Raw genomic sequence first — 16,637 nt, forward strand, 5'->3', positions numbered from 1 at the left:
GATAGGCCCCGCACCCCGCGCTGATGTCCGCCCTCAGCCCAGTTGCAGCGAGAGATCGTCCTTGATCTCTTCCATGACGACATAGCTGTGCGATTGCGCCGGCACCGGCAGCCGCTTCAAGATCGTGCCCAGCAGCTGGCGGTATTCCTCCATGCCGCGCAGTCTGAACTTCACCAGGTAGTCAAATTCACCGGACACAAGGTGGCACTCCATCACTTCCGGCACCAGCAGCAACTCCTGTTTGACGCGCTCGAAGATCTCCTCGGACTTGGTCGTCAGCTTGATTTCGACAAACACCAGCAGCGTCTTTCCCACCGCCGTGGGACTGACGCGCGCGTGATAGCCCGTGATGACTTTGTCGCGCTCCAGCCGACGCACCCGCTCCGCACAGGCCGAGGCGGAAAGGCCGATGTGCTCCGCCAGTTCGGTGATGGAAACCCGCCCATTTTTCTGCAGCTGAGACAGGATTTTCAGATCCAATTTATCCAGATCGCTCATTCCACGGCCATTCCCCATAAATCTACATTGCAACGATGAAATCCACGGAAATCTTATAAATATTCCATTAAAAACACCAGATATGAACTCATATATTCGTTGAATTCATTGGCTACTATGGATTCTTCCATGAAAATCGTTGTGTTGGGTAGTGGGGTGGTAGGTACCGCAACGGCCTACTATCTGTCGCAGGCCGGGGCCGAAGTCACCGTGCTGGACCGCCAGCCCGCCCCAGGGCTGGAAACCAGCTTCGCCAACGCCGGCCAGGTCTCGCCCGGCTACTCCGCGCCCTGGGCAGCCCCCGGGATTCCGCTCAAAGCCTTGAAGTGGATGTTTCAAAAACACGCGCCCCTGGCCGTGCGTCCGGACGGCAGCCTGTGGCAATTGCAGTGGATCGCGGCCATGCTGCGCAATTGCACCCCGCAGCGCTATGCCGTCAACAAGGAGCGCATGGTGCGCGTCGCCGAATACAGCCGCGACTGCCTGCGTGATCTGCGCGCGTCCACGGGCATCGCGTACGAACAGCGCACGGGCGGCACGCTGCAGCTGTTCCGAACGCAGGCCCAACTCGAAGCCGCCCGACGCGACATCGCCGTGCTGGAAGAATGCGGCGTGGCCTACGAGCTGCTCGATGCGGCTGGCGTGGCGGCCGCGGAGCCGGCGCTGGCCTTCGCCAACAGCCCCCTGACCGGCGGCCTGCGCCTGCCCGGCGATGAGACCGGCGACTGCCAGATGTTCACCCGCGAACTCGCCCGGCTGGCAGAGGAAAACGGCGTGAAATTCCGCTTTGGCCAGCAGGTCAGCGCGCTCGCCAGCGACGGGCGCCGCATTCTGGGCGTGAAAGTGGGCCAGGAGCTGATCCAGGCCGATCGCTATGTGCTGGCCATGGGCAGCTATTCGCGCGACATGCTGCAGCCCCTGGGCCTGAACCTTCCCGTCTATCCCGTCAAGGGCTACTCGTTGACGATTCCCATGCTCGACGCATCCCTCGCACCGCTCTCCACCGTGCTGGACGAGACCTACAAGATCGCCATCACCCGTTTCGATGAGCGCATCCGTGTCGGCGGCATGGCGGAACTCGGTGGTTTCGACCTGGGCCTGAACCCCGCGCGGCGCGCCACGCTGGAAATGGTCACGCGCGACCTCTTCCCCGGTGGCGACCTGGCGCAGGCGTCTTTCTGGACCGGGTTGCGCCCCATGACGCCGGACGGCACGCCCATCATCGGCGGCACGTCCTATCCCAATCTGTTCCTGAACACCGGACACGGCACCCTGGGCTGGACCATGGCCTGCGGTTCGGGAAAGCTGATGGCCGACATCATCACCGGCTGCACGCCCGCCATCAACCCGGCCGGCCTGGCGCTGGACCGCTACGCTCCCGCCGCGCCACGCGCCCGGCACGCATTGCCGGTGTCCGCATGAGCCGCCCTGCCCGCGCCGTCATCGACCTGGCCGCGCTCGCGCGCAACTACGGCCTGGCGCGCCGCCAGCATGGCGGTCGCACGCTGGCCATTCTCAAGGCCGATGCCTACGGCCATGGCGCCCTGCCATGCGCCCGGCACCTGGCGCCCGAGGCCGACGGCTTCGGCGTCGCCTTCGGGGACGAAGCCCTGGCCTTGCGCGACAGCGGAATCGCATCGCCCATCCTGGTGCTGGAAGGCTTTTTCTCCGAGTCCGAGCTGCGGCAGTTTCAACAGCAAGGGCTGTGGAGCGTGGTGCACCACGAAGAGCAGCTGCGGATGCTGGAGCATGCCCGGCTGCCGGCGAAAAGCCTCAACGTCTGGCTCAAGGCCGACAGCGGCATGCGGCGCGCGGGCTTTGGCCTGGACTGCATCCGCCACGCCCACGCACGCCTGAGCGCCTGCGCGGCCGTGAACCGCATTGTGCTGATGACGCATTTCGCGCGCGCCGATGAGCCGCAGGTGGACGTGACCCGCGAGCAGATCCGCGCCTTCGACGCGGCCATACAGCATCTGGCGGGCGAGCGCAGCCTGTGCAACTCCGCTGGCATCCTGGCCTGGCCCGAGGCGCGCCGGGACTGGGGCCGCTGCGGCATTGCGCTGTATGGCGCGAGCCCCTTGCCGCAACCCGGCACGGCGCTGTCGCCCGTCATGCGCCTGGAAAGCGAGGTTTTCGCGGTGCGCGACATTGCGCCCGGTGATTGCGTCGGCTATGGCGGCAGCTTCACCGCGGACCGCCCCATGCGCATAGGCCTGGTCGCCATGGGCTATGCGGACGGCTATCCCCGGGCGGCCGGCAACGGCACCGCTGTCGCCATCGCCGGTGCACGCTCGACCATCGTCGGCCGGGTCTCCATGGACATGCTCGCGGTCGACCTCACGGACTTGCCCGGCTGCGGCGTCTCCAGCCCGGTCGAACTCTGGGGCGAGAACATCGATATCAACGCAGTCGCCACCCGTGCGCAGACCATTGCCTATGAGCTGCTATGCAACGTCAAGCGCGTGCGCAAGGTCTATACGGGAGCGCGTGCGGCGCAGCAATGCGCCAACGCAGCGCTCGCCCCTTAGCGTGAGGCCTTTCAGGCGGCCGCCTTGATCGCCTCGGTCAGGAACCGCACGAACGCCCGGCCCGCATCGGGCGGCGAGCGACCGGCCAGCGTCACCACTTCGAGGTGGCGCTCATGCATCTCCCTGTCCTTCAGGGGAATCGCGACCAAGGTCCCGGTTTTCAGCAGCGTGGGAATGGACAGCTCGCCGTAAAACGCGATGCCGCCGCCGCCCGCGGCCACGAAACTCACCAGCGCGCTCGCATGGTTGCTGGACATGACCTCCACATACTGCAGCCCCTGCCTGCTGCAGCTGGCGTCGATCAGCTGCTTGATGGAGCTGCCCTCCGGCGGCAGGCCCAGCGGATAGCCCACCACCTGGCGCAGCGACAACTGCGGATGTGTCGCCAGCGGATGCCCCAGAGCCATCACCGCCAGGATGGGACAGGGATAGCGCAATTCGACCTGGATGCCGGGCTCTGGCCGCGCGCTCAAGGTCATGCCGACATCCGCTTCACCGTCGCGTATCCGTCGTGAAACATCCCCCAGCGATGCCGCTTCCAGGTGAAAGTGGATGCCCTGGTACTGCTCGCGAAAGCGTGCAATCACCGTCGGGAGGAAGTCAAAGGCGAAGCCTTCGGTGCTCACCACCCGCACATGTCCGCTGCGCAGGCCGCGCAGACCGGCGATGTCGCTCGCGACCCGTTCGATGTCCTGCTGCGTCCGCTTGGCATGCGCGGCCAGCAACTCGCCCGCCGCATTGGGCACCATGCCGCGCGCGTGGCGCTCGAACAGCAGCGTGTCCAGCTCGCGCTCGAGGCGGGCGACCTGCCGGCTGACAGCCGAAGGTGCGACATTGAGCTTGAGCGCCGCATCCTTCACCGAGCCGCTTTTGACGACCTCGAGAAAATACCGCACCGCCGTTTCCTGCAGGGCATGAAGTCGCATGAAATTCTCCGCATTGCACGGCCGACAGCGCGCCGTTTCGATTGCCGATTTGGCAATCCACAATTCTAATCATTGTGCTTGTGGCATTGAAATATCGCTCCTAAGATCGGATTCATCAGGAGCTCGTCATGCACAAACTTTCCGTCTTCGCCGGCATCGCGCTGGCATCCTGCCTCGGTTTTTCTCCGCTCGCCACGGTTGCCGCGGAGCCGGGGTTTCCATCGCGAGCGATCACGCTCGTCGTTCCTTTTCCGCCAGGTGGCGTCACGAATGGAACCGCCCGCATCATTGGCCAGCGATTGAGCGAGGAACTCGGTCAGTCCGTCGTCGTCGACAACCGGGGGGGCGCGGCATCGATCATCGGGGCGACCTACGTTGCCAGGGCGGCGCCGGACGGCTACACGCTGCTCCTCACTTCGGGCACCACCTTCACCGTCAACCCCGCGATCCGCGCCAACCTGCCTTACGACCCGCTCAAGAGCTTCGAGCCGATCGGCGTCACCGGGCGCACCGGGTTGATCCTGCTTGCCAACAACAACGCGCCGGTACAGACCGTCCGACAGTTCGTGGACTACGTGAAGGCATCGCCCGGCAAATATGCCTATGCTTCCTTCGGTGCGGGCACGACCTCGCAATTCGCCGGCGAATCCATCTTGCATGCGGCCGGACTGAAGATGACGCATGTGCCCTACAAGGGCAGCGCACAGACCATGACGGATCTCATGGGCGGACAGATCGTGTTCAGCGTCGACACGGTGAGCGCGGCGATACCGCTGCTCAAGAGCGGCAAGATCAAGGCCATCGCGCTCACGGCAGCCAAACGCTCCAGTTTCCTGCCCGACGTCCCCACCCTGGCCGAGAGCGGCTATCCTGACATCGACATGGATACCTGGCTGATGCTGGTCGCGCCCAAGGGCTTGCCCGCTGACACCAAGGCCCGGCTCGAGAAAGCACTGGCCGTGACGATGGCCGATCCAGACACGCGGACCAAATTGAGCGCCTTGGGGCTAGAGCCAAGCTACAGCAACGCCGCAGCGGCGAGCGAGCTGATCAAAAGGGAGCTGCCCATCATGCGAGCCATCGCCGCCCGCGCAAACATCATCGCCGACTGACCCTTCAGCCACCCCGAACCCATGCCTACCACCACCGAACTCATAGAAAAATCCGCCGTCGAACTGCGCAGCCTCATCGGCCGCAAGGCGATTTCACCCGTCGAGCTGCTGGAAGCCTGCATCGCGCGCATCGCGTCTGTGAACCCGTTCGTGAACGCCGTGACCGCGACCTGCTTCGACCGTGCCAGGGCCGAGGCCAAGGCGGCGGAAGCCGCCGTCATGCACGGCCACCCGCTGGGACTGCTGCACGGCCTGCCCCTGGGCGTGAAAGACCTCGAACCCACGCAAGGCCTGCTCACCACCTGGGGCTCGTCCATCTACCGCGATCACGTGCCGCTGGCGGACATCGAACTGGTGGCGCGTCTGCGCAAGGCCGGCGCCATCGTGACGGGCAAGACCAACGTACCCGAGATGGGCGCAGGCGCCAACTCGCGCAACGACGTGTGGGGCGCCACCGGCAACCCCTTCAATCCCAACCTGAATGCCGGCGGCTCCTCCGGCGGCTCGGCGGCTGCGCTCGCCTGCGACATGCTGCCGGTGTGCACCGGCTCCGACACAGGCGGCTCCCTGCGCATTCCGGCCGCCATGTGCGGCGTGGTCGGCTTTCGGCCTTCGCCGGGCATCGTGCCGAGCGTGCGCAAGCTGCTGGGCTGGACGCCGATCTCCGTCGTCGGTCCCATGGGCCGCACGGTGGAAGACGCCTGCCTGCAACTGGCGGCATCGGCCGGCATGCACGCGGGCGACCCCCTGAGCTATCCGCTGGACCCGCTGTCATTTCTCAAGCCCATCGACGTGGATCTCAGCCAACTGCGCGTGGCGTGGACCCACGACTTCGGCACCTGCGCGGTGGACAACGGCATACGCGACACCATGCGCCACAAGATGGCTGCGATGCGGCATCTGTTCCACCGCTGCGATGAAATTGAATTTGACCTTGGCGAGACGCACCGCTGCTTCGACGTGCTGCGCGCCGAGGCCTTCGTGGCGAGCATGCATGCCGCCTACGAGCGCGATCCCGGCAGTCTGGGGCCCAACACCCGTGCCAACTACGAGATGGGCGCGCAGATGAGCCTGCTCGACAGCGCCTGGGCGCAGGCCGAGCAGACGCGCCTCATCCAGCGATTCCAGTCGACCTTCGCCGACTACGATTTGGTGCTGTCGCCCACCACACCGGTGACGCCCTTTCCATGGACGCAGCTCTATGCCGACACCATCAATGGCGAGCAGCAGGCGAACTACTATCGCTGGCTGGCGCTCACTTATGTCGTGACGCTGACGACGCATCCGTCGATCTCGCTGCCCTGCGGTCTCGATCACGCGGGCATGCCTTTCGGCCTGCAGATCGTGGGCGGCTTCAGGGCCGACCGCCAGCTACTGGGTGCGGCGCATGCCATGGAGAAGGCCTTCGCCAGCGATGTGCAACTGCGCCGGCCGCGGCCCGACCTGGCGGCCTTGCGCCCGGCCGAACCCGCTCTGACCTCGATTATCAAGACGCCGCCCATCCTGTCCGGCACCCTCACCGAGGCCATCGCCGTCGCGGCCGTCTGACGCAAGCCGCGAGGGGACGCTGCGGCGCAGCGGGCCCTAGGCCCCCGCGGCCGACCCGCCCTCGCCCCGCGGTATGCGCAGTTCGGTGCGAAACGGCCGCTGCGCCGCCACATTCGGCGGCGTGGTGGAGATCAGGCGCGCCGTCTCCAGCATCAGCGGCACGAATTTGGCGATCGCGCGCTTGGCGGTCCATTCCGTCGACGACACGGACAGGTTGAGCCCGGCAATGATGTTGCCTGCCCCGTCGCGCACCGGTACCGCCAGGGCCAGATCGCCGCGGTAGAACTCCTCGTCGCAGTAGGCAAAGCCGTCCTCGCGCGCGCGCTGCACGATAGCCATCAGCGCATCGACATTGGTTTCGGTTTTCGGCGTGTAGCGCACCCGGTCGCTGCGCGACAGGATGGCGTGCGCCGCATCGTCGGACAGGCCGGACAAATAGGTGCGGCCCGTAGAGGCACAGAACATGGGAATGCGCTGCCCTATGGGCATGTGCATGATCAGGCGCACCAGACTGGAGAAGCGCCCGATGTAGACCATGTTGTCGCCCGCGGGCTCGGCCAGATTCACCGTCTCGCCGGAGCGCTGGTTCAGGTCCAGCAGATAGGGATTGGCGCGATCGAGCAGGGGGTGGGACTGCAGGTACTGGTAGCCCGCGTCCAGGTTCAGCGAAGACAGCGAGTAGCGCTTGGAGTGCGGGTCCTTGTTCAGCAGTCCCAGCGCTTCCAGCGTGAACGCAAAGCGCTGCGCCGCACTCTTGGAGATGCCGACTGCTGCGGCGATCTCCGGCAGGCTCATGGACGAGCGCTCGGTATTGAACGCTTTCAACACCGACACGCCAGTGGCCAGCGACTGCACATACAGGGTCGACGATTCCGGGTTCACAGTGCTCATGATGGTATCGCTAAAAGATATACGTCTACTGTATAGAAATACGCTGCAACATTGCGCCGATGGGCTGCGGAATCACGCCAAAACCCATGAATCCAAGGGAAATCACTTATTTTTTCCCGGAAAAATGCCGAATGCAGCCAGGCATTCTTGACTACCATTGCAGCAATGAATCGCTAAGCAATTCATGCGTATTGAATAGCAATACGACAACCGCCGACCGATGTGTTCCGCAAACATCCAACCACTGAAAGCCTCTCATGTTGAAAATTGCTCCGAAATCGCTGTTGGCTGCGGCCTGCGTGGCCTTCGCCTTTGCCTCGGCCCACGCCCAGCCGGCAGTCATCAAGGTCGGCGCGACGCCGACCGCCGTGCCCTTCAACTTCCTCAACCCCAAGACCAATCAACTCGAAGGCGTGATGGTGGAAGTGGCCCAGGCGGTGGGCAAGGAACTGGGCCTCACGCCGGAGATCTCGGGCATCCCCTTCGCCACGCTGATCCCGTCGCTGCAGACCAAGAAGATCGACATGATCTCGTCGGCCTTCGCCAAGACCCCCGCGCGCGCCGAAGTGGTGGACTTCTCCGACATCGTGCTGACCTACAAGGAAGCCCTGCTGGTGCCCATGAATGACACCAAGGCCTACCGCAACTACGACGACCTCAAGGGCAAGGTCGTGGGCGTGCAAATGGGCACCTCCTATGTCGAGCCGCTCAAGGCCGTCCAGGGATTCAAGGAACTGAAAATGTACGACACCATGTCCGACATGGTGCGCGACATCGCCCTGGGCCGCCTGGACGCCGGCTTTGGCGACGGCCCGGTCGTGGCCTACCAGGTGCGCATGTCCGCCGCCAAGCAGGTGCGCCTGGTCGATAGCTACCAGAGCCTGCTGGCCACCGACATCGCCCTGGCCGTGCGCAAGGGCGACACCCAGACGCTGGCCAAGCTCAACACCGCCGTCGCCAAGATCAAGCAGAACGGCGTGCTGGCCGCCATCCTGAAGAAGTGGGGCGTGCCGCAGTAACGCGCTCCCCCGCCTGCGCGTGCCCCGCCCTGCCGGGTGCAAAGGCCGCGCGGACCCTGTTCCTTTTTGCCAAGGCAACTGAATGTTCGACACTTTTTTCAGCGATGCGGTGGAGTACCTGCCCGTCCTCATGCAAGGGGTCTTGACGACCATCGCCATCACCATTGCGGCCTTGCTCATCGCCACGCTTTTAGGCCTTTTCTGGGCCTTGCTGCGCGTTTCCGGCGTCGCCCCCCTGGCCCATGCCAGCCGCATTCTCACCAACCTGATCCGGGGCGTGCCCATCGTCGTCGTGCTGTTCTACATGTACTTCGTGCTGCCCGACTTCGGCATCAGCCTGAGCGCATTCCAGGCCGGCGCGCTGGGTCTGGGCATTGCCTACTCGTCGTACATGGCCGAAGTGTTCCGCGCGGGCATAGACGCCGTCGATGTGGGCCAGTACGAGGCCGCGCAATCGCTGGGCATGTCGCGCGCCAAGGTGCTGCGCCGCGTGATCTTTCCGCAGGCCTTCAAGATCGCCCTGCCGCCCTACGGCAACAACCTGGTGATGATGCTCAAGGATTCGTCCCAGACCGCCGTCATCACCGTCGTCGAACTGTCGATGCAGAGCAAGCTGATCTCCGCCGCCACGTTCAAGAGCGCCACCATCTTCACCCTGGTGGCCCTGATTTATCTCGCCATGAGCCTGCCCATGATGTATGGCGTGGGCAAGCTGGAGCGCCGTCTGGGAAATCGCAAATGATCAAGATCGAGCAACTGAGCAAGTCCTACGGCAGCCACCAGGTGCTGACGAACATCGACGCCGAGATCCAGCGCGGCGAAGTGGTCTGTCTGATCGGCCCGTCGGGCTCGGGCAAGTCGACCATGCTGCGCTGCATCAACGGCCTCGAGCAGTACCAGGGCGGCAGCATCACCATCGACGGCGTGCGCGTGGACGCGAACGCGGCCAGCATCCGCCAGATCCGCCAGCGCGTGGCCATGGTGTTCCAGCGCTTCAACCTGTTCCCGCACCGCACCGCGCTGGAAAACGTCATGGAAGGGCCGGTCCACGTCAAGAACGAAAGCCTGGCCGAAGCCAGCGAACGGGCGCGCGACATCCTGGCCTCCGTGGGCCTGGCGGAAAAGATGGCCCATTACCCCAACCAGCTCTCGGGTGGGCAACAGCAGCGCGTGGCGATTGCGCGCGCGCTGGCCATGCAGCCCGACGCCATCCTGTTTGACGAACCCACTTCGGCGCTGGACCCGGAACTGGTCGGCGAAGTGCTGGGAGTGATGCGCAAGCTGGCGGAAAAAGGCATGACCATGGTCGTCGTGACCCATGAGATGAAGTTCGCCCGCGAAGTCTCCGACCGCGTGCTGTTCCTCGACGGCGGCCGCATCGCCGAACAAGGCCCCTCGGCGCAGGTGCTGACCCAGCCACGCAATGAACGCATGCAGGACTTCCTGCGCCGCGTGACGCATGCCGAGTAAGGCCATGCGCACCGATCTTTTCGCGCCCAGCGCGTCGCTCTGGGCCGCCACGGCATCAGCGCGCGCCGCGGGCATGGCGTTGCAAGCGCCCCTGCAGGTCGACGTGGCCGTCATCGGCGGCGGCTTCACCGGGCTGTCCGCCGCCCTGCACCTGGCCCAGGCCGGCGTGCAGGTCGCGCTGTTCGAAGCCTTTGAAATCGGCCACCGCGCCTCGGGCCGCAATGGCGGCCAGGTCGTGCCCGGCTTCAAGCCGCTGCCCTCGGCGCTGATCCAGCGCTTCGGCGCACCTGCGGCGCGCCGTATGATGGACTTTGGCTACGGCTGCGCCGACGCCTTGTTCGACCTCGTCGAGCGCCACCAGATCGACTGCCAGCCCACGCGCAACGGCTGGTTGCAGGGCGCGTATTCGCCCGCCTCCAGCGACTACCTGGCACGGCGCTCACGCGAGATCAACGCCCACGGCGGCAGCACGCGCTACCTCGACGCTGACGCGGTGCGCGCCGCCACCGGCTCCGACTACTGGCCCAGCGGCTTGCTCGAGCAAAGCGCGGGCGCCGTGCAGCCGCTGGCATATGCGCGCGGCCTGGCCCGTGTGGCAGCCGATCTGGGCGCCACGCTCTACGAGCATTCGCCGGTGCAGACCATCCGCAGCGCCCCCGGCGGATTCCAGCTGCAGGTCAACGGCCATGCGGTGCGCGCCCGCCAGGTCATCGTCGCGACCGACGCCTACACCGGCCAACTGCTGCCCCAGGTCGCGCAGTCCTATGTGAACGTGGCCAGCGCGCAAATCGCCACCGATCCGCTGCCCGCGGCCCTGCAGCACCGCCTGCTGCCGCTGCGCGCGGGAGTTTCCGAAACCCGCAAGATCACCTACTACTGCCGTCTCGATCCCGAGGGCCGCTTCGTCATCGGCGGGCGGGGGCGCCACAGCGACCAGCTCGATGCCCGCACCCGCGCGCAATTGCGCCAGGCGGCGTGCGAGCGCTTCCCGCAGCTGAGCGAACTGCCCTTCCCCCACGGCTGGGCCTGCCGCGTGGGCATGACCATCGACGACCTGCCCCACCTGCACCAGCTGGACGACGGACTGTGGACCGCCTACGGCTACTGCGGTCGCGGCGTGGCCATGGGCACGGCCCTCGGCCGGGTGCTGAGCGACGCCGTGCGCGGCACGCCCGCATCGGCGCGGGAGTTTCCCGTCACGCCCATCAGGCGCTTGCCCCTGTACCCCGTGCGCCAGTTCAGCGCGCTGGCCGCGCTGCAGTGGTACCGGCTGCGCGACGCGCTGGGCTATCCCGGCTGAGCCGGCCTCCCCTTGTCTCATTCTTTTCCCGCACCATGTCTTCCCCACTTCCACAGCAAGTCGACGTCGCCATCATCGGCGGCGGCATCATCGGTATCAGCACGGCCTGGGCACTGAGCAAGGCCGGCCTGCGCGTCGCCGTCTTTGAAAAAGGCGTGCTCGCGGGCGAACAATCCTCGCGCAACTGGGGCTGGATCCGCAGCATAGGCCGCGACCCCGCGGAGCTGCCGCTGGCCCACCGCGCCAACAGCCTGTGGCGCGAGATCCAGCAACAGGTCGACGTGGGCTACCGCCAGACCGGCCTGGCCTACCTGGGCGAAAACGCGGCCGACCAGGCCGAGCACGAAGCCTGGCTGGCCTCGGCAAGGCAACAGCCCACGGACGCGCGCCTGCTCACCGGCGAGGCCGTGCAGCAGCAGCTGGGCGAAGCTTGCAGGCGCCCATGGAGCAGTGCGTTGCACAGCGCCGCGGACGGTCTGGCCGAACCCCAGCTCGCCACCGCCGGCATCGCGCAACTGGCGCGGGCCGCGGGCTGCCAGATCTTCGAGCAGTGCGCGGTGCGCGGTCTGGACATCGTCGCCGGTCGGCTCGCCGGCGTGGTCACCGAGCACGGCCGCGTGGCGGCGACGCGCGTGGTGCTGGCCGGCGGCGCCTGGAGCCGCCTGATGTGCGGCAACAGCGGCGTCTTTCTGCCCCAGCTCAAGGTGCATGGCTCGGCGCTGCGCACGCAGGCCTGCGCCACCCAGCTGGACCTGCCCATCAATGGCAAGGACTTCACCTGCCGCCCCCGCGCGGACGGTGGCTACACGGTATCCAAGCTCTCCGCCTCGGTGGCCGACGTGACGCCCGACAGCTTTCGCCTGCTGCCGCTGTTCTTTGGCGCCTGGATGGCGCAAAAGCAGTTCCTCAAGATCCGCTTCGGACGGCGTTTTTTCCACGAGCTGTTCACGCCCACGCGCTTTGCGCTCGACCAACCCACGCCGTTCGAAAAAACCCGCACACTCGACCCCGGACCCAACACGGGCTCCGTGCACGCCGCGATGCGGCAACTGCAACAGGCCTTCCCGGTGTTTGCCGGCGTGCAGGTGGCCCAGGCCTGGGGCGGCATGATGGACGTCACGCCCGACGCCCTGCCCGTGATCTCGGCCGTGGACAGCATCCCCGGCTTCTTCATCGGCACCGGTTTCAGCGGCCACGGTTTTGGCATAGGCCCGGCGGCCGGCGAACTGCTGGCCCAGCTGGTACAAGGCATTGCGCCCAGCGTAGCACCCCACGCCTTTCGCCTTTCGCGGTTTCGCGCCTGACGGCCCGGCCACCGGCACACTTCACCCCTTCCCATTCCCATGAGTACCGATTCCATGACCAACCCTCAAGCCAAGCTGGTGCGCTGGCAGACCGCCGAACTGATCAACCCCGTCGCGGGCGCCCCAAGGCGCCCGCTGTCCGGCGACACCCGGACCCTGACCATGAACACCTTTGAAGGCCATGGCGGCAAGGCCACGGCCGGTGTCTGGCAGGCCACGGCCGGCAGCTTCCGCTCGGACACCACCGGCTACATCGAGTTCTGCCACATCGTCGAGGGCAGCTGCCGCGTCGTCGACCCGGACGGCACGGTGCATGCCCTGAAGGCGGGCGATCCCTTCGTCATGCCCGAAGGCTACAAAGGCCACTGGGAAGTGGACGAGTTCGTCAAGAAAGTGTATTTCGTGGTCGTCACCCACTGAGCCACCGCGGGGCCCTAGGTCAGGGCCGACAAGGCCTCATTGGCGCTGCGCCTCACCGCCACGGCCAGCGCCACGATGGCCAGCAGCAGCGGTGCGATCGAAACCCACAGCACCATGTTCCAGCCATAGGCGGACAGCAGTCCGCCCGACAGGAACGAGCCGATCACCATCAGGCCGAAGACGATGAAGTCATTGAGCGACTGCACGCGCGTGCGCTCCTCGGGCCGGTGGCAGTCCAGCACCAGCGCGGATGCGCCCAGGAAACCGAAATTCCAGCCCACTCCCAGCAGGACCAGGAAGGCCCAGAAGTGCGCGACATCCACGCCGCCCAGGCCCACGGCGACTGAAATCCCGGTCAACAGCAAGCCCAGGCTCGCGATGCGCACCGCGCCAAAGCGTGCGATCAAGCTGCCCGTGACGAAGCTGGGCGCGTACATGGCGATGACATGCCACTGCAAGCCCAGGTTGGCCGACACCTGCGAATGCCCGCCCATGTGCATGGCCAGCGGCGCGGCGGTCATCAGGAAGTTCATCAGCAGATAGGACACCGCACCGGCGATGACCGCCGCGATGAAACGCGGCTGGCGCGCGATCTCGGCCAAGGGCCGGCCGGCCGTGATTTCCGCGGCCGTGGGCATGGGCAGGCGCACGCCCAGCAGGATGAAGGCCGAGACCACCGCCACCACGGCCTGCACCAGAAAAGTCGCGGCGAACATGTGCGGGGGCCAGAGATCCATGGTCCAGGTCACCAACTGCGGCCCGACCACTCCGGCGGCCACCCCGCCGGCCATGACCAGCGACAGCGCGCGTGCGCGCCGCTTGGGCTCCACCCCATCGGCGGCCGCAAAGCGGAACGACAGCACCACGGCCGCGTAGCTGCCGCCAAAGAAAGTCGCCAGACAGAACAGCCAGAACCAGCCCATGGTGACGGCCAGCATGGCCAGCAGACCGGTCAGCACGCCCGCACCCGTCCCCACCAGAAAGCCCGCGCGCCGGCCGTGGCGCCGTGTCAGCGCGCCCAGGGGCAGAATGCAGGCCGCCATCCCGACCACGAAGATGGAGATCGGCAAGGTGGCCAGCATGGGCGTGGGCGCGAGCATGTCGCCGACGATGCCGCCCGTGGCATAGACCACCACCGAGTTCGCGCCCGCCAGCGCCTGGGCGATGGACAGGCGCCAGATATTGCCGCGCTGGATTTTTTCAGGCAAAACCTCGGCGAAGGGGCTGGCGGGCGCGGTACTGGTGTTTGTCATTTTTTGTCGTGGTGATGCAAGAGGCCATGCGGTCCATGGCATGCGCCGGAGGGCGTGGCCTCGATCTTACGCAGAGGCTTGTGCCGCATCAACGGGGATGCCCAGGGTATCGCACCAGGCCATGGCGGTCAGGCCTGACTCATTGGGGTTCCACCCCGGCCTGCTTGAGAACCTGGTTCCAGCGTTTGGCTTCGTCGGCCACGAAAGCGTCGAATTCGGCGGGATTCCTGGGCGCCATCTCCATGCCCAGCGTCGCCAACTTGGCTTTCACGTCCGGCATGGCCAGGATGGCGGCGACATCGGCCAAGAGCTTGCGCACCACGCTGTCGGGCGCCTTGCTGGGGGCGACCAGGCCGAACCAGGCGCCCACCTCGTAGCCGGGCAGCTGGGCCGCCTCGGCCACCGTGGGCAGGTCCGGGAAAGCCGTGGCGCGCTTGGCCGTGGTGATGGCCAGCGCGCGCAGCTTGCCGGCCTTGACATAGGGCCCGGCGATGGCGACGGTCAACGGCATCATCGTGACGCGGCCCCCGAGCAAATCGTTCATGGCGTCGGATTGGCCGCGATAAGGCACATGGGTGAGCTTGACTCCCGCCATCTGGGCAAGCAGCTCCCCGGAAAGATGGTTGGAAGTGCCCACGCCAGCCGTGGCGTATGACAGCGGCTCACTGCTTTTCTTCGCCAACGCCAGCAGCTCGGACAGGGTCTTGACGGGCATGCTGGGCAGCACCACCAGCAGGTTGGGGACGACGCCAAAACCTTGCACGGCCCGGAAGTCGCGCACCGGGCTCCAGCTGAGATTCTTGACCACGCTGGGCAGCACGGCGTGGCTGGGACTCACGGCCAGCAAGGTATAGCCGTCGGACGCGGACTTGGCCACGAGTTCCGTGCCTATCGCTCCGCCCGCCCCGGTCTTGTTCTCGACGATGACGGCGTGCCCGTATTTGGCGCCCAGCTTCTCGGCCACGATACGGGCGGTCGAGTCCACCACCCCTCCGGCCGAGAACGGCACGATGATGCGAATGGGACGGCTGGGGAAAGCGGCGTCCTGGGCCTGGGCGGGCATGGCCGCGAGCGTGGCTGCGCCCAGACTGAGGGCCAGGGCCTGGCGGCGGGTGAATCGGGTCATGTATGTCTCCTGCGGGTATGGCTTGGTCTATAGGACGGGGGCGAGGGCCCGGGCGCGGTATGTTCCGCGCTTCATGGGTTACCGCTGCGCCAAGGCCATGGTGCGACGCGCGATGTTCACCAGGTGGATCTGGCTCGTGCCTTCGTAGAGGCGGAACAGGCGCACGTCGCGGTAAAAGCGCTCGGCCACGTTGTCGGCGATGTAGCCGCCGCCGCCAAAAATCTGCACCGCCCGGTCGGCCACGCGGCCGCACATTTCCGAGGCAAACAGCTTGCACATGGAGGCTTCCATGGTCACGTCCTGGCCGTCGTCACGCTTGCGCGCAGTCTCCAGCAGCAGGGCGCGCGCGGCATGCACTTCGACGTTGCTTTCGGCGATCATCTGCTGCACCAGCTGGAACTCGGCCACGGGCTGGCCGAACTGCTTGCGCGTGCCCGCGCGTTCGACCATCTCGTCGACCAGGCGGATGGCCGGGCCTATGCACAGGCCCGCGAGGTTGATGCGCTGCTTGTTCAGCGCCCGCATGGCGGTGCGAAACCCCTGGCCGGTCTGGCCGCCGAGGATGGCGCTGGCCGGCACGCGGCAGCGGTCGAGCAGCACTTCGCCCACGGGCGAGCCGTGCTGGCCCATTTTCCGGTAGGCCGGCGGAGTTTCCAGGCCGGGCGTGCCGCGCTCGATCAGGAATGCCGTGACGCCGGCCGCGCCCTTGATGGCAGGATCGGTGCGCGCAAACACGGTGAACAGGCCGGCGATGGGGGCGTTGGTGATGAAGCACTTGCGGCCGCTGATCAGGTAGTCATCGCCATCGCGCACCGCTTCGGTGGTGAGCGCGGTCGCATCCGAGCCGGCGCCAGGCTCGGTCAGCGCGAAGCAACCGGTGACGGCGCCGCTGGCCAGGCCCGGCAGGTAGCGCCGTTTTTGCTCCTCCGTGCCGTCGACCACCAGAGATTCCGAGGCAATGCCGGTGTTGCCGCCAAAGCGGGCGCGGAAGGTGGTGGCGGCCTGGGAGACTTCGATATTGACCATGGACAGCTCTTCCGACGTCAGGCCGGCGCCGCCATAGGCCTCGGGAATGCTGTGGCCGAACAGGCCCAGGTCGCGCATGCGCTGCACCAGGGCTTCGGGAATCTCGTCGCTCTGGTCGACCTGTGTTTCCAGGGGAATGCATTCCGTGCGCACGAAGTCACGTACCTGGGCCAGCAGCTGCTGGAATTTTTCGGGATGACGGATCATGAACAGGTC

16 protein-coding genes are annotated in these 16,637 nt (G+C 66.2%); 10 read left to right on the forward strand and 6 right to left on the reverse strand.

Annotation, left to right across the window (positions count from 1 at the left end; all coding sequences use genetic code 11):
* Window positions 1-33 precede the first annotated feature (33 nt).
* A complete protein-coding gene (locus N0K08_RS09995; RefSeq protein WP_261500126.1) occupies window positions 34-498 on the reverse strand; it encodes a winged helix-turn-helix transcriptional regulator in 465 nt (154 codons plus the stop codon).
* Window positions 499-627: 129 nt separating this feature from the next.
* Here N0K08_RS09995 and N0K08_RS10000 point away from each other — a divergent pair, with 129 nt between their 5' ends.
* Both N0K08_RS10000 and alr read left to right on the forward strand, forming a co-directional pair.
* Window positions 628-1,920 carry a D-amino acid dehydrogenase gene (locus N0K08_RS10000; RefSeq protein WP_261500127.1) on the forward strand — a complete coding sequence of 431 codons (1,293 nt, stop codon included), beginning with the start codon at window positions 628-630 and terminating at the stop codon, window positions 1,918-1,920.
* Window positions 1,917-3,026 carry an alanine racemase gene (alr, locus tag N0K08_RS10005; RefSeq protein ID WP_261500129.1) on the forward strand — a complete coding sequence of 370 codons (1,110 nt, stop codon included), beginning with the start codon at window positions 1,917-1,919 and terminating at the stop codon, window positions 3,024-3,026. Before N0K08_RS10000 ends, alr begins: the two co-directional genes overlap by 4 nt.
* 11 nt (window positions 3,027-3,037) lie before the next feature.
* Here the strand turns inward: alr and N0K08_RS10010 are convergent, their stop codons facing one another.
* The gene (locus N0K08_RS10010) at window positions 3,038-3,952 is read right to left on the reverse strand and encodes a LysR family transcriptional regulator (RefSeq protein WP_261500130.1); all 915 of its coding nucleotides are present in this window, start codon (window positions 3,950-3,952) and stop codon (window positions 3,038-3,040) included.
* Window positions 3,953-4,080: 128 nt separating this feature from the next.
* Here N0K08_RS10010 and N0K08_RS10015 point away from each other — a divergent pair, with 128 nt between their 5' ends.
* Together N0K08_RS10015 and N0K08_RS10020 are read left to right on the forward strand one after the other, a co-directional pair.
* Entirely contained in the window at window positions 4,081-5,064 is a 984-nt protein-coding gene (locus tag N0K08_RS10015) for a Bug family tripartite tricarboxylate transporter substrate binding protein (protein ID WP_261500131.1), read from the forward strand.
* Window positions 5,065-5,085: 21 nt separating this feature from the next.
* On the forward strand, window positions 5,086-6,612 hold the full coding sequence (locus N0K08_RS10020; RefSeq protein ID WP_261500132.1) for an amidase: 1,527 nt from the start codon (window positions 5,086-5,088) through the stop codon (window positions 6,610-6,612).
* Between the two features lie 36 nt (window positions 6,613-6,648).
* On the opposite strand, the gene N0K08_RS10025 is transcribed toward N0K08_RS10020, so the two are convergent.
* The gene (locus N0K08_RS10025) at window positions 6,649-7,503 is read right to left on the reverse strand and encodes an IclR family transcriptional regulator (RefSeq protein ID WP_261500133.1); all 855 of its coding nucleotides are present in this window, start codon (window positions 7,501-7,503) and stop codon (window positions 6,649-6,651) included.
* Window positions 7,504-7,760: 257 nt separating this feature from the next.
* Here N0K08_RS10025 and N0K08_RS10030 point away from each other — a divergent pair, with 257 nt between their 5' ends.
* The 6 genes from N0K08_RS10030 (at window position 7,761) to N0K08_RS10055 (ending at window position 13,016) form a co-directional block, all read left to right on the forward strand.
* The gene (locus N0K08_RS10030) at window positions 7,761-8,522 is read left to right on the forward strand and encodes an ABC transporter substrate-binding protein (RefSeq protein WP_261500135.1); all 762 of its coding nucleotides are present in this window, start codon (window positions 7,761-7,763) and stop codon (window positions 8,520-8,522) included.
* Between the two features lie 82 nt (window positions 8,523-8,604).
* A complete protein-coding gene (locus tag N0K08_RS10035; protein WP_261500136.1) occupies window positions 8,605-9,264 on the forward strand; it encodes an amino acid ABC transporter permease in 660 nt (219 codons plus the stop codon).
* Entirely contained in the window at window positions 9,261-9,992 is a 732-nt protein-coding gene (locus tag N0K08_RS10040) for an amino acid ABC transporter ATP-binding protein (RefSeq protein WP_261500137.1), read from the forward strand. Before N0K08_RS10035 ends, N0K08_RS10040 begins: the two co-directional genes overlap by 4 nt.
* 4 nt (window positions 9,993-9,996) lie before the next feature.
* Entirely contained in the window at window positions 9,997-11,292 is a 1,296-nt protein-coding gene (locus N0K08_RS10045) for an NAD(P)/FAD-dependent oxidoreductase (RefSeq protein WP_261500138.1), read from the forward strand.
* Between the two features lie 35 nt (window positions 11,293-11,327).
* Window positions 11,328-12,596, forward strand: a complete 1,269-nt coding sequence (locus N0K08_RS10050) for an NAD(P)/FAD-dependent oxidoreductase (RefSeq protein ID WP_261500139.1) — start codon at window positions 11,328-11,330, stop codon at window positions 12,594-12,596.
* A 54-nt stretch (window positions 12,597-12,650) separates the two neighbouring features.
* Complete coding sequence (locus N0K08_RS10055; protein ID WP_261500490.1) at window positions 12,651-13,016, forward strand: cupin domain-containing protein; 366 nt, start codon at window positions 12,651-12,653, stop codon at window positions 13,014-13,016.
* A gap of 14 nt (window positions 13,017-13,030) precedes the next feature.
* Here N0K08_RS10055 and N0K08_RS10060 read toward each other — a convergent pair whose 3' ends face one another.
* The 3 genes from N0K08_RS10060 to N0K08_RS10070 all read right to left on the reverse strand — a co-directional run bounded on the left by N0K08_RS10060 (window position 13,031) and on the right by N0K08_RS10070 (window position 16,628).
* Entirely contained in the window at window positions 13,031-14,269 is a 1,239-nt protein-coding gene (locus tag N0K08_RS10060; protein WP_261500140.1) for an MFS transporter, read from the reverse strand.
* A 139-nt stretch (window positions 14,270-14,408) separates the two neighbouring features.
* A complete protein-coding gene (locus tag N0K08_RS10065) occupies window positions 14,409-15,395 on the reverse strand; it encodes a Bug family tripartite tricarboxylate transporter substrate binding protein (protein WP_261500141.1) in 987 nt (328 codons plus the stop codon).
* A gap of 78 nt (window positions 15,396-15,473) precedes the next feature.
* Complete coding sequence (locus N0K08_RS10070) at window positions 15,474-16,628, reverse strand: acyl-CoA dehydrogenase family protein (protein WP_261500142.1); 1,155 nt, start codon at window positions 16,626-16,628, stop codon at window positions 15,474-15,476.
* Window positions 16,629-16,637: the final 9 nt, after the last annotated feature.

This window comes from Acidovorax bellezanensis (assembly GCF_025421555.1).
GTDB lineage: Bacteria > Pseudomonadota > Gammaproteobacteria > Burkholderiales > Burkholderiaceae_C > Comamonas > Comamonas bellezanensis.

Bases quoted from the DNA above. Each gene is read 5' to 3' on its own strand.
- N0K08_RS09995 (WP_261500126.1), bottom strand. From the start codon at position 498: ATGAGCGATCTGGATAAATTGGATCTGAAAATCCTGTCTCAGCTGCAG.
- N0K08_RS10000 (WP_261500127.1), top strand. From the start codon at position 628: ATGAAAATCGTTGTGTTGGGTAGTGGGGTGGTAGGTACCGCAACGGCC.
- alr (WP_261500129.1), top strand. From the start codon at position 1,917: ATGAGCCGCCCTGCCCGCGCCGTCATCGACCTGGCCGCGCTCGCGCGC.
- N0K08_RS10010 (WP_261500130.1), bottom strand. From the start codon at position 3,952: ATGCGACTTCATGCCCTGCAGGAAACGGCGGTGCGGTATTTTCTCGAG.
- N0K08_RS10015 (WP_261500131.1), top strand. From the start codon at position 4,081: ATGCACAAACTTTCCGTCTTCGCCGGCATCGCGCTGGCATCCTGCCTC.
- N0K08_RS10020 (WP_261500132.1), top strand. From the start codon at position 5,086: ATGCCTACCACCACCGAACTCATAGAAAAATCCGCCGTCGAACTGCGC.
- N0K08_RS10025 (WP_261500133.1), bottom strand. From the start codon at position 7,503: ATGAGCACTGTGAACCCGGAATCGTCGACCCTGTATGTGCAGTCGCTG.
- N0K08_RS10030 (WP_261500135.1), top strand. From the start codon at position 7,761: ATGTTGAAAATTGCTCCGAAATCGCTGTTGGCTGCGGCCTGCGTGGCC.
- N0K08_RS10035 (WP_261500136.1), top strand. From the start codon at position 8,605: ATGTTCGACACTTTTTTCAGCGATGCGGTGGAGTACCTGCCCGTCCTC.
- N0K08_RS10040 (WP_261500137.1), top strand. From the start codon at position 9,261: ATGATCAAGATCGAGCAACTGAGCAAGTCCTACGGCAGCCACCAGGTG.
- N0K08_RS10045 (WP_261500138.1), top strand. From the start codon at position 9,997: ATGCGCACCGATCTTTTCGCGCCCAGCGCGTCGCTCTGGGCCGCCACG.
- N0K08_RS10050 (WP_261500139.1), top strand. From the start codon at position 11,328: ATGTCTTCCCCACTTCCACAGCAAGTCGACGTCGCCATCATCGGCGGC.
- N0K08_RS10055 (WP_261500490.1), top strand. From the start codon at position 12,651: ATGACCAACCCTCAAGCCAAGCTGGTGCGCTGGCAGACCGCCGAACTG.
- N0K08_RS10060 (WP_261500140.1), bottom strand. From the start codon at position 14,269: ATGACAAACACCAGTACCGCGCCCGCCAGCCCCTTCGCCGAGGTTTTG.
- N0K08_RS10065 (WP_261500141.1), bottom strand. From the start codon at position 15,395: ATGACCCGATTCACCCGCCGCCAGGCCCTGGCCCTCAGTCTGGGCGCA.
- N0K08_RS10070 (WP_261500142.1), bottom strand. From the start codon at position 16,628: ATGATCCGTCATCCCGAAAAATTCCAGCAGCTGCTGGCCCAGGTACGT.